This is a genomic window from Ruminococcus sp. (assembly GCF_024684275.1).
On record NZ_JAIKXF010000047.1, the window covers coordinates 17,295 to 28,553 of the forward strand.

The window sequence follows — 11,259 nt, forward strand, 5'->3', positions numbered from 1 at the left end:
CCTTGACATTAAAATAGAAAAGTGTTATACTAAACGTGATAACAATATAAATACGCATATTTAACTTTGCGCTGCTATATTTTTAAGTCAGGAGGAGAGATCATGCAATGCGAGAAATGCAACGCACCACTTGACCCTAAGCTTTCTGCCTGCCCGCAGTGCGGTGCTCCCGTGCCGCAGAATATCGAGGGGTTTGAAAATACTATGGAGTTTCAGCATGAGCTTAGGTCGATCGTTGTAAACGACGGCACCAGAGCCGTTGCCAATAAAGACAGATTCATAGGTCTTCTCAGCGATCATATCCCCGATTACGACAAGGAACGCCGCCTACTTATTAATATGTACAATATGGGTGTGCTCAAGATCCTTCTCGAGGATAAGAACCACGAGATCGCTGTTATGAAAGCTAAAAGCTTTATGCTCGGCGACCTTTTTCTTTCGGAGAATGCCTCCGAGTTTGTTGTTGCCTGTTATACATACCTTCTTGGCTGGCCTTACGAATCGCATCTAAAGGTCCTTCCCGAAGGCGAAGATGACGGCAATAAGAAGACAGAAGAGGTCAAAAAGAAACCGGTCGATATCAACGAAATGGTATTTATGCCGCGTAACGCTCTGAGATACAGACTCAGCGGAAATATCACCATTCCCGACGGCTATACAAAGCTTGAAGCCTTCTGCTTCGATAAGTTCGGTTCGCTCAGAACTATCCAGCTCCCATCTACGCTCCTTGCTATCGGAGAATATGCTTTCTCCTCATGCAAGCGTCTGAGAGGTCTGGACCTGCCCGAAGGTCTGAGAATAATAAAGCAGGGCGCATTCAGCCAGTGCTCTAATCTGGTTGTTGTAAAAATACCCGACGGTGTACTTGAGATCGAGGATAGTACATTCTCATTCTGTACAAGCCTTGAGGTTATCGAGATACCGCCAAGCGTAAGCAGTATCGGCGCAGAAGCATTCTCCGGCTGTGAAAAGCTCAGAAAGCTCTTTTTACCCGAGAGCATCAAGTTCATCGATGCAAACGCCTTCTCATACTGCCCTAATCTTGTTATTTACTGCATAGAAAATTCATACGTTCATAAATACTGTTTAGCCACTGGAATAAGGTTCGCCCTGGTGACCTCGGCTGAAGAATATGAGCTTGACTAATAAAAGAAAGGATGAGATCATATGATAGAGCTTGAAATAGGTCAAGAGGTCGAAATGGAATTCGGCGGCAAAGCCAAAGTGCTCAGCGTTATCGGCAGCGGTGGTCAGGGTATCGTTTACCTTGTCCGCTTCAACGGTCAGAAATGGGCGCTCAAATGGTACGACATCAATAAGATGAGCAAGCCAGCCGCCTTCCGCAAGAACCTTCAGAACAATATAAATGACGGTCCGCCCAGCAATAAGTTCCTCTGGCCGAAATACCTTACAAAGGAAGCAGAGGACGGTACCTTCGGATATATCATGGAGCTCAAGCCCGAGGGCTTTGACTCATTTGTTGATATCCTCAATACCTATAAGCTGGAGATCGACCCGCTTACAGGACGCGGAGTAAAGCGCCCTGTAAAATTCAACACTCTCAGCGCTATGGTGACCTGCGTCATCAATATCGTAAACGCTTTCAGACAGCTCCACCGTGCAGGTAAGAGCTATCAGGACCTTAACGACGGAGGCTTCTTTATCAATGTTAATACAGGAGCCGTTCTCGTCTGCGACTGTGATAACATCGCTCCTGACGGAAGCAACTTCGGTATCGGCGGTAAGCCGGGATATATGGCGCCTGAGGTCGTAAGAGGCATAGCTCAGCCTAATGTCCAGACTGATAAATATTCACTTGCAGTAGTGCTCTTTAAGCTTCTCTTCAGAGGCGATCCTATGGAGGGCGAAAAGGTAGTCCGCGATGTCTGCCTTACAGAGTCCTCAGAGCTCAAGCACTACGGTCAGAATGCAGTTTTCGTGTACGATCCCGATGACGACTCTAACCGTCCCGTAAGAGGTATCCACGATAACATCATCAAATTCTGGAGAATCTACCCCGATTATATCAAAGACGCCTTTATCCGTTCATTCACAACAGGCGTCACCGATCCTACAAAGCGTATCATCGAGAACGAATGGCAAAAGCTGTTCATACGCCTTAGATCAGAGATCATACAGTGCGGCTGCGGAAGAACAAACTTCAGCTCTATGTTCATTCATCAGAATGAAAAGACATTCAAGTGTCCGAAGTGCGGCATGGAATTCGTGACTATCGGATTCAGCAACCGCGATTACCGCACACCCCTTTATCTTGGCTATAAATTCTATACCTGTGAGATAATCCCCGAATCCGACGACTTTACAGCCGTTGCGGGCGAACTTGTTGAGAATAAGCTCAAGCAGGGCGTTCTCGGTATCAAGAATTGCTCCGACAGACAATGGAAGGCTAAGATGCCCGACGGAAAGTTCTATGACATAGCTCCCGGCAAGGGATTCCCTGTTTGGCAGGGGCTTGAGATCGATTTTGGCGAAGTAAAGGCACAGATATAATCTGCTTAGCTAAAGCAGTAATACTGAAAGGATGTATTAAATTATGAGCAATGAACGTGTTACAGAGCCAGAGGTAAACGCTAATCCTCTGGATGATTTCGATACAAAAGAAGCTGTATCTGCAGCTCCCGAGTCTGATAACAGCATTCTCGATTTTGACGACGATCCCCTCAGCGCTACAAGTGTTTCTAAAAAAAGCCTTGTAATATTCTTCCTTATCGATACATCAGGAAGTATGAAGGGAAAGAAAATGGGCGAGCTCAATACCGTTATGGAAGAGCTTATCCCCGAGATACGCAGAGTCGGCGAAGCTGATACAGAAGTAAAGGTCGCTGTTCTCACATTCTCTACCGAGGTAAGATGGATGTACTCCAACCCTATCCCGATAGAGGACTTTGAGTGGGCAAGACTCCGTGCAAGCGGCGTTACCAGCATGGGCGCAGCCTTCAAGGAGCTCAACCACAGAATGTCAAGAAACAGCTTCCTCAATTCACCCTCGCTTTCTTTCGCTCCCGTTATCTTCCTCATGACTGACGGCTATCCGTCAGATGACTATAAGGAAGGTCTCAGAGAGCTCCAGACAAACAGCTGGTATAAATTCGGACTTAAAGCCGCTCTCGGTATCGGTCAGGAGGCTAACGATAATATCCTCGCAGAGTTCACAGGCTCTAAGGATACAGTTGTTCACGCTTATTCAGGCGGCCAGCTGGCTCAGATGATCAAGATCATCGCTGTTACATCATCACAGATCGGAAGTAAGAGTATGACTCTCTCTGACGATACAGGTCATGAGATCGGCGAAGAGGACGTTTTCGCTGCAAAACAGAAGCTCCTCGGTCAGCAGATCCAGGAGCTGGTAAGCACCCAGACAGACGGAGACGACGTGCCCTTCGATACAGGCTGGTAATATTTCAAAACTTCTGAGGAGGACTGAAAAATTATGTTCAACGGCTTCAGCCATTCGGTCATGGGCGCAAGTCATGAAAAAACCAATCTCGTTTGCCAGGACAGCTCTGCTTTCAAGGTGGGCGATCACTACGCTATCGCTGTAGTTGCTGACGGACACGGAAGCAAAAAGCATTTCAGAAGCCATATGGGCTCTAAATTCGCTGTCGAAGCCGCTATCGAGGCTATAGACAGATTCTATGAAGACCGCGATGCTTTTGAAAAAAACCTTCCCGTCAATAATAAGCTCATCATCAAAAATATCGAAAAGCAGATAATCTCTAACTGGAATATGAAGATCGAAAAGCATCTTGCTGAAAATCCCGTTACCGATGAGGAGAAAAGTAAATTTACTCCCGAGGAATTCGAGGCTATTCTGCCTGAGTCTTACTACGGCTCTACTCTCGTTGCCGCCGTTGCAGGAGATGATTATACATTCGGCGTACAGATCGGCGACGGAAGCCTCGTAGCTATCTTCGATGACTGTAAAGCTGTTATGCCAATGGAATATAACGAATCTGCTCCTGCCAATGTTACTGCTTCTGTGTGCAATTCAAATGCCGCAGGTATGTTCAGCAGCTTTTATGCACCCAATAAGAAGCTTATAGCTCTTTACGGCTCTACCGACGGACTCTATACGTCCTTCGGCAGCGAGTACGATTTTCTCGATTATCACACTATCATAACAAGCCAGCTCGCTAATCTTGAGACCTTTAAGGAGGTAATCAAGAATAATCTGGCTAAACGTTCCCGTTTCGGTACAGAGGACGATATTTCCCTCTCTTGTATCTATAATGAGGAACTGCTCAACGCAAAGCTCGACATTCTGAAAAAGAAGGTCGAAGAGAATAAACAGGCAGCAGCCGACCGTAAGGCAGCTCTGCTCAATAAAAAAGTATGACATAAGCCTTGATCTTCCTAAACGCTTAGGCAGCGTTTAATAAATTAAGAAAAGTGGTGTTTTTTATGGAAATAGGTTCATTCTACAACACAGCTAAGAATTTTGCGGAAACTCTAAAGGAAAAAAGACCTGAGCTGGTGAATTATGACGCTAATCTCTGCCTCATAATCGCTGATTCGGACGAAATCTATTCGGGAGTATCCACTGTATCCATAAATGAGGGCACAGTTGAAGAGGTTTCCGCTGAAAAGATCGCAGTTATGTCCATTATTACTGCAAAGCACGTTATCGCAAAGCAGATGATCGTCATTTCTCTTGATGATTACAGCTATTTCAAGCCGGATGAAGAGGCTCTTTCTCTTCTCGTAAATTCAAGTGTTGACAACAGCAGCTGTAAGGTAGTTCTTTCTCCCGATGAGGAGGTAATTGCTACTACTATCGTTCCTGCTGATGCAGCTCCTGATTTCCTCAGCGGCTACGACGAAGCAGAGTTAGGCGCTCCTGCTGATTTTGCAAGCGGTATCGACGTTGATGACTCTAATCCATTCAATAAAGAGACTAATAATCAGGACACAGCTAATTCCCTCTATGAGAATACTGAGGCAGCTCAGCAGCAGGGCGCAAGCGGTTTCCCAAATGTCTACGGACAGCAGGGTTATCCTCAGCAGCAGGGCTATCCGCAGCCGGGCGGCTTCCCTCAGCAGCAGGGCTACCCGCAGCAGGGCGGCTTCCCTCAGCAGGGCTACCCGCAGCAGGGCGGTTTCCCTCAGCAGGGCTACCCGCAGCAGGGCGGTTTTCCTCAGCAGGGCTACCCACAGCAGGGCGGCTATCCTGCACACGGCGGTTATCCGCAGCAGGGCGGCTATCCACAGCCGGGCGGCTTTAATAACGGTATGCCCAACAGTATGTATCAGCAGCCTATGAATGCTGCTCCTTACAGACAGGGTTATGCAGGTCCTTCCGTTCACGGCGGAAATATGAGAAGCGTTTATCAGCAGGCTCAGAGCCAGAGCGTAAGCGTTACCCTCACTTCAAAGTCAAACGGCGAGAGTGCTTACAAAAAGAGACTCAGCAATTTCCTTGACGATGATGATGCGGATTCAACAGGTGCAGCAGGCGGCGATGAAATGTCCAAGGAAGATATGCTCAAGCAGGCTAAGGACAGAAAAAAAGTCGCAAAGGCTAACTTAAACTTTAAGAAAAAAATGTGAGTTTGACCAATATTACCATATCATTTTTATAAAGGTTTAGGTATTGCTTTTTTTGTTCACATATGTTATAATGTTTTTATCTAATGATAAACTTTTTTCCGAAAAATCAAACCTTACGACATTTTCTGCGCATATTCGCAGAGTCGATATACTAATCCGCGTTAAGGAAAGGGATTGCTATGAATTATTTGCTTAATATTGATGAAGCGATAGACCGAAAGTTCCTTGTGACCAAGGCAATGAGAGGTCAGGCTGACATCGGTACCATTATCCACGTAATGGATGCCGAGCAGCAGGGACAGGCTGTAATAGTCTACTACCGCGTCACAAGATATAATGAAAAATTCCATGATTATCAGGATTATACGGCAAAGTTTGAAAATCTTGCCGCATTCTGCAAATGGGCTCAGCCCGATAACTTTATCGCTCGTAATTACGAGTGCTTTAGCATCAGGGACATTCAGCACTACATAAAGGTAAAGAACAGAAGCTTTACTTCATTCTGTCTGCCTATAATACTTGTAGCTGCTCTTATCATCTGGGTAGCATTAGCACTGCTGATGTTCAAGACAAATCTTATAGTCGGCGTCGTTATTGGTGCTGTACTTACTCTGCTGGTTATCATACTGGCATTCTCACTGCTGAAAATGCAGAAGAAAAAGGAAAAAATGCGTTTGTACCGTAAGGTCAGCGCAGGCTGGGGCGTAGTTTTTGAATAAGCTCTGTGCCTGACGCAAAATGCTTCATCACCAGAAACGTTACAATACGCTTTCCCTTTAAATCTAAAATGACAAAGCCCTTTGAGACATCTCAAAGGGCTTTTTTATATGCAGTGCAGACTGAATCATATTCAGATCTGAAAAAGGCTGTTTATATCTACCACAGCCTGAACCTGAAATGCCCCATGAAATCACAGGGAATAAATACAGATAAGATATCTTTAATCCATACCCAATTCCTCTTCTGATATTACATTTCATTTGTTCAGACTATGGCTGTAATTATTTTACTACTGTATAGCATATAAGTCAAGGGTTTTTTTGCGTTTCATGGAAAAACATCGTTTCAATCAAGGGACGCCTTCACTTGCAAGGCGTCCCTCTTTTCAAAACAGTCCACTGGACTGTTTTGGAAATTCACCCTTGCGAAGCGCCTTCGGTTTTTGGGCTCTGCCCAAACCCGCCAGAGGCGCCGCCTCTGGACTCCGCCTAAGGAACACGTCCCTTAGGAATCCCGTTCATATTCTAAATAAGCTAATTATAAACTCTAATATGCAAAAAACTCCGCTTGCGCGGAGTTTTAGGGAGAAATAAACCCGAAAGAGGAGGATCGGGTTATTAATTTTTATGAGCTGTACTCCGAATACAGGGAAGGGAACGGATCACAGCCCATGAAGCCTGCAATTTTATCTTGCACCCATTTCAAGGTGCTTGTAGGTATCAAGCCAGATATTTCTGCTTGTATCGTATTTTCCATCAGGATCAAAATAGCTTGTGAACTCTGTGAGCTTATTGAGAAAACTGTCGTTATACTTTTTCAGCATTGAGTCAAGATTGCTTTTCCAGTCGCTGAATCGTCTGCTGTCGTATCTCTCTTTCTCATAGAGGTGAAGCACTGCTACCTGTGAATTATACACTATATCCACGTTATTCTTCATCATGCGGTAGCCGAACTCCCAGTCCTCGACTTCCTCTCCGCGGTAGCTCTCTTCAAAGCCGCCCCAGCGCCTTATGCACTCCATAGGAACAGAAAGGTTAGAGGTCTTGGTGAATATCATTTTATACTTGACTTTATCGAAGTCATATCTGTATGGTTCAAGCATTTCAAGGCGTATATCCTTGATGTAGTAATAGTTTTTCTGCTTATCCAGACCGTATCTTTCGGGCTCTGTGAGCCAGTAGCGGATACCGTTTCCGATAAGCTCCTTTATCTCATAATAAAACCTGTCGTTTTCCTCAAAGACCTGCTTTGTAAGACCAAACTGCATAACGGGCTTTTCAGCCTGCTTATAGCCGTTATAGTGTCCCGATACAAAGCTCTCAGAGGCTATCTCATCTCCGCTCAGGAAGATAACAAGCTCTCCTTCAGCCTTCTTAATGCCAATATTCTTAGCCTGACCTGCTCTTCCGTCAGGTGCTTTAAGACAGACCGTTCTGACCTTTGCACCATGCTCGTTTATATATCTTTCAAGCTCGTTATTATTGCCGCAGTTCACGAATATGAGCTCATATTCGCTCTCGTCAAAATCCTGTCTCTCCAGTGAATCAAATAATCGGATAGTTTTGTCTGACTTAGCTGAATATGGGATAATAATACTGCATTTCATGTTTTTTCTGAATTCTCCTTTTGGAATTCCCCTTATAAAGCTTTCCTTGCTCCTGAATGCTGAATGGAGCAGCTTCACTCTTCTGATAGTATTATACATCAACTAAGGGTTATATTTCAAGAAAAAATCGCAATTCGTATTATTTTTCTTTGTATTGCATATATACCTACCTTGTTTTTTACAAGCTTTATGTCAATAATACACATATACAGCGACAAAAAAGGACGCATTGCGTCCCTTTTCGTCATTATTCAGTCTTACTGTCCACTATAAGTGCAGGTATATTGTATCTGCCGAAGTCTCCGCGCTGATAGAGTTTTTCCTTATGCTCATTTATCTCCTCGGCAGTTGCCTCTCCCTCGTCAAGAGCTACAAGGAGTGCATCATCTGACATTTCGAGTATGGCGTCTATGTCAAGCTCGTCAAGATATCCGGATTTGAACATCTCGATATTGTATCTTGCTATAATAGCCTCGGGGCGTGAGAAACAGAGGATCGCAAACATTATAGTAAACATTATTGAAAAATGCTTTGCAAACTGCATATCAAATTTAAACTGCTTGATTATGACCATTACAAAGGTTATCGCAAGAAGCACCATAAACCAGCTTGTGTAAACTCTCAGATTTGTGAGACCATAGTTGTCAATATACATCACCATTTTGCTCATGGCTGTGGATATGAGTATTATTGTGAATACGCTGATGATAATGCTGTAGAATTTGAGCGCTTTTGTCTTTTCTCTGCCTGCTTTCTTTGAAAACAGACTCATAAAGCAAATTACTCCGAGATTAATGAGAGCTACTGCAAAAAGCTCAAAGAAGCCCTTCCTTGCATAGTCGGCATAGGTATAGCCATCAGGCAAATTTCCTGCGAAGGCTGAAAGAAAATAGCTTGCCTGTGAGATGAAAAACAGCACATAGAGTATGCATATGGGAGTTACCGCTGTGTACACGATGAGGTTGCTTACAAAGCGCATATTGAAAAGGCTCTGCTTGCAGCGGTTTTCGTCAAGTGGAGTTACTCCGCTGCGGTAAGTGTTTGTATAGAACATACTAAAAAGATACAGTGAACAGGGGATAGCTAAGCCGAGCTGTAATATAATGTTCCAGAGCTCCTCGCGGAATATCCTGTCAAATATCTTCGTGAGCATACGCTCCATGCCGTCATCTGCGGACATGAGCAGAGCTGCTACGACAGCTGTCAGCGGCACTGTTATAAGAAGTCCTATAATGATGTATTTTACATTTGCGCCAGCCTTTGATTTTGAGACAGAGTCAGAGGTTATAGTTGCCTGCTTTTCAAAATTAGAGAAAGGATACTCAAATATCGCCTTGCACAGTGCGAAGGGCAGAAAGCGCTCGACGTTCTTGTTATCCGCACCTACGGAGTATATAAGGTAAGCTCCTGCGCCGAAAAGGAACAGTGCATCAAGAGTCTTGATAAAGTTATTTGCGGTTATTGAGAATACTATAGTGAACGCATACAGCACTCCTGTAAGGACCTTATTAAAGAGTGAGAAGCTGCATTCCTTTTTTCTCAGATAGATTATTGCCGCGGTAATAATAGCGATGTAAAGCCCTGTTGTAATAAAGCCCATTGCATGGAACACAACGTATCTCATAAAGCAGAAAGCCGCTATAAATACAAATACCGAAAGAATGACCTCTGCCTTTGAATATACAGGCTTTTCCTTGATCTTTTCTGTTACAGGCTGAGGAATGTACTGAGCCTGCGGTCCGTTATAGATGTTGTTATTCATTGTTATGTCCTCCTTCTTTTTTATCCTTGTCTTTGCCGCAGAAATACACCACAGCAGCCATTATCAGCAGAAACGGCACATATAATAATACTATCATGAAAGCTCCTGCGACTAAAAACGAATTGCCGTCGGAAAAATTAATATCAGAGCTGTAGATCATCGTCACTAATATCGCCTGTAGCACAGCCGCTATCGAAAACGGGATATAAGGCCTTGCGTCCTTTTTTACTGTGATTGTCAGCGAAGCTGCCAGATAGCATATAAATACCATTGCCGCATAGACTCCAAAAACAAAGCCGAATGGTATAAAAAGCAGAGCAAGGGCTGCTGCAAGCCATATCAATGTTCTTTTCCAGCTTACCTTCATATCATACTCCTGCTATGAGAAAATAGTCGATACCGTAAAGTATAAGTCCGACCTGCGCTATCCTGTATACCGCCATTATTATCTCCACAGATCTTGGCGTAGGCTCGTCCTTGCAGTAAAGCCGTTTAAAGCCTATTGGAAGTATTGCTGTAACAAATGCTATAACTCCTGCGATATTTAGCCATTCGCTGCCCCCTGCACAGAGCACGGAGCATATGAGAAAATTGAACACACACAGTGCAATATCTATGCCGTATGTGTACTTCAGTTCACGCTTGATAACCTCATTCTTTTTCATAACAGCACCACCTTTATTTATTAAAAATATATGCATAATAGGCATTATATTTACCACGGTACGGCAGAAGCTCTTTCTGCTTCCCCATATCCGTTATTTCCGGCTTTGCTTACTCTCGCTTGTATTCCAGTATATCTCCGGGCTGACAGTCAAGCTCGTCGCATATTCTCTCCAGTGTCGAGAAGCGCACTGCCTTTGCCTTGCCTGTTTTCAATATTGAAAGATTCGCGGTTGTGATACCCACCTTTTCCGCAAGGTCCTGAGAGGATATCTTTCGCTTTGCCATCATTACATCAAGATTTACTACGATCGGCATGAAAAACACCTCCGTTATATGGTAAAGTCGTTTTCCGACTTTATTTCTACTGCCTTTTCAAATACATTCTTTAGAACTCTCATTATAAGTCCGAACATCACTGCACACATACCAAAAAAGGCGAATATTGAGCTCCAGAGCCCGAACACCATGAGGGCTGCTCCCACGCCCATACAGATCCATGAGATCCACCTGAGACAGGCTGTGTTCTGTTCGACGAAAACCTCGTCCCTGCTGATATTCCTGAGAAGCACATGAAGCTTCCACAGTGCTGCAAGTGCCAGTATATCGCATATATACAGTGTCACGCACATAGGTACGAACATTGTATCCCTTGATAAAATACTCTCTGCTTCGGAAGCCATTTCGTATACGTACCAGTCAGACATAGTAGGGATAAAGAACGCTATGAAAACAGCTGCAAAGGCTGCTGTAACAGTCAGTATCCGCGATAAAAAAAGTGATTTATCCTTGTTCCACATAAATACGCTCTCCCTTTTCTGTTTTCTTACTGTGACTATAGTATAACACACAAAATATCATTTGTCAATAGAAAATTATCGTTTTTCAATAATTTTTTTCTGTTTCTCATGGAACTTGTATTTTTTTCAAAAAAATGCTA

At 44.0% G+C, this 11,259-nt stretch carries 12 protein-coding genes; 6 read left to right on the forward strand and 6 right to left on the reverse strand.

The features are described from left to right. Window positions 1-102 precede the first annotated feature (102 nt). The 6 genes from K5677_RS04815 (at window position 103) to K5677_RS04840 (ending at window position 6,287) form a co-directional block, all read left to right on the forward strand. Window positions 103-1,146 carry a leucine-rich repeat protein gene (locus tag K5677_RS04815; RefSeq protein WP_296725314.1) on the forward strand — a complete coding sequence of 348 codons (1,044 nt, stop codon included), beginning with the start codon at window positions 103-105 and terminating at the stop codon, window positions 1,144-1,146. A gap of 21 nt (window positions 1,147-1,167) precedes the next feature. Next, complete coding sequence (locus tag K5677_RS04820; protein ID WP_296725316.1) at window positions 1,168-2,511, forward strand: protein kinase; 1,344 nt, start codon at window positions 1,168-1,170, stop codon at window positions 2,509-2,511. A 43-nt stretch (window positions 2,512-2,554) separates the two neighbouring features. Further along, the gene (locus tag K5677_RS04825; protein WP_296725319.1) at window positions 2,555-3,418 is read left to right on the forward strand and encodes a VWA domain-containing protein; all 864 of its coding nucleotides are present in this window, start codon (window positions 2,555-2,557) and stop codon (window positions 3,416-3,418) included. Between the two features lie 33 nt (window positions 3,419-3,451). Then, window positions 3,452-4,357 carry a PP2C family serine/threonine-protein phosphatase gene (locus K5677_RS04830; RefSeq protein WP_296725322.1) on the forward strand — a complete coding sequence of 302 codons (906 nt, stop codon included), beginning with the start codon at window positions 3,452-3,454 and terminating at the stop codon, window positions 4,355-4,357. A gap of 65 nt (window positions 4,358-4,422) precedes the next feature. Beyond that, complete coding sequence (locus K5677_RS04835) at window positions 4,423-5,568, forward strand: proline-rich domain-containing protein (RefSeq protein ID WP_296725324.1); 1,146 nt, start codon at window positions 4,423-4,425, stop codon at window positions 5,566-5,568. Window positions 5,569-5,747: 179 nt separating this feature from the next. Then, entirely contained in the window at window positions 5,748-6,287 is a 540-nt protein-coding gene (locus tag K5677_RS04840) for a hypothetical protein (RefSeq protein ID WP_296725327.1), read from the forward strand. Between the two features lie 686 nt (window positions 6,288-6,973). Here the strand turns inward: K5677_RS04840 and K5677_RS04845 are convergent. The 6 genes from K5677_RS04845 to K5677_RS04870 form a co-directional block, all read right to left on the reverse strand. Then, window positions 6,974-7,894 carry a glycosyltransferase gene (locus K5677_RS04845; protein WP_296725329.1) on the reverse strand — a complete coding sequence of 307 codons (921 nt, stop codon included), beginning with the start codon at window positions 7,892-7,894 and terminating at the stop codon, window positions 6,974-6,976. A 247-nt stretch (window positions 7,895-8,141) separates the two neighbouring features. Next, complete coding sequence (locus tag K5677_RS04850; RefSeq protein WP_296725330.1) at window positions 8,142-9,656, reverse strand: DUF4173 domain-containing protein; 1,515 nt, start codon at window positions 9,654-9,656, stop codon at window positions 8,142-8,144. Continuing rightward, window positions 9,649-10,023, reverse strand: a complete 375-nt coding sequence (locus tag K5677_RS04855; RefSeq protein ID WP_296725332.1) for a hypothetical protein — start codon at window positions 10,021-10,023, stop codon at window positions 9,649-9,651. Before K5677_RS04855 ends, K5677_RS04850 begins: the two co-directional genes overlap by 8 nt. A gap of 1 nt (window position 10,024) precedes the next feature. Further along, window positions 10,025-10,321, reverse strand: coding sequence for a hypothetical protein (locus tag K5677_RS04860; RefSeq protein WP_296725334.1), 297 nt, complete (start codon window positions 10,319-10,321; stop codon window positions 10,025-10,027). 109 nt (window positions 10,322-10,430) lie between these two features. After that, a complete protein-coding gene (locus tag K5677_RS04865; RefSeq protein WP_296725336.1) occupies window positions 10,431-10,637 on the reverse strand; it encodes a helix-turn-helix transcriptional regulator in 207 nt (68 codons plus the stop codon). A 14-nt stretch (window positions 10,638-10,651) separates the two neighbouring features. Continuing rightward, window positions 10,652-11,119, reverse strand: coding sequence for a DUF2975 domain-containing protein (locus K5677_RS04870; protein WP_296725338.1), 468 nt, complete (start codon window positions 11,117-11,119; stop codon window positions 10,652-10,654). Between the last annotated feature and the right edge of the window lie 140 nt (window positions 11,120-11,259).

Bases quoted from the DNA above. Each gene is read 5' to 3' on its own strand.
- K5677_RS04850 (WP_296725330.1), bottom strand. From the start codon at position 9,656: ATGAATAACAACATCTATAACGGACCGCAGGCTCAGTACATTCCTCAG.
- K5677_RS04865 (WP_296725336.1), bottom strand. From the start codon at position 10,637: ATGCCGATCGTAGTAAATCTTGATGTAATGATGGCAAAGCGAAAGATA.
- K5677_RS04855 (WP_296725332.1), bottom strand. From the start codon at position 10,023: ATGAAGGTAAGCTGGAAAAGAACATTGATATGGCTTGCAGCAGCCCTT.
- K5677_RS04815 (WP_296725314.1), top strand. From the start codon at position 103: ATGCAATGCGAGAAATGCAACGCACCACTTGACCCTAAGCTTTCTGCC.
- K5677_RS04830 (WP_296725322.1), top strand. From the start codon at position 3,452: ATGTTCAACGGCTTCAGCCATTCGGTCATGGGCGCAAGTCATGAAAAA.
- K5677_RS04845 (WP_296725329.1), bottom strand. From the start codon at position 7,894: ATGAAATGCAGTATTATTATCCCATATTCAGCTAAGTCAGACAAAACT.
- K5677_RS04870 (WP_296725338.1), bottom strand. From the start codon at position 11,119: ATGTGGAACAAGGATAAATCACTTTTTTTATCGCGGATACTGACTGTT.
- K5677_RS04825 (WP_296725319.1), top strand. From the start codon at position 2,555: ATGAGCAATGAACGTGTTACAGAGCCAGAGGTAAACGCTAATCCTCTG.
- K5677_RS04835 (WP_296725324.1), top strand. From the start codon at position 4,423: ATGGAAATAGGTTCATTCTACAACACAGCTAAGAATTTTGCGGAAACT.
- K5677_RS04840 (WP_296725327.1), top strand. From the start codon at position 5,748: ATGAATTATTTGCTTAATATTGATGAAGCGATAGACCGAAAGTTCCTT.
- K5677_RS04820 (WP_296725316.1), top strand. From the start codon at position 1,168: ATGATAGAGCTTGAAATAGGTCAAGAGGTCGAAATGGAATTCGGCGGC.
- K5677_RS04860 (WP_296725334.1), bottom strand. From the start codon at position 10,321: ATGAAAAAGAATGAGGTTATCAAGCGTGAACTGAAGTACACATACGGC.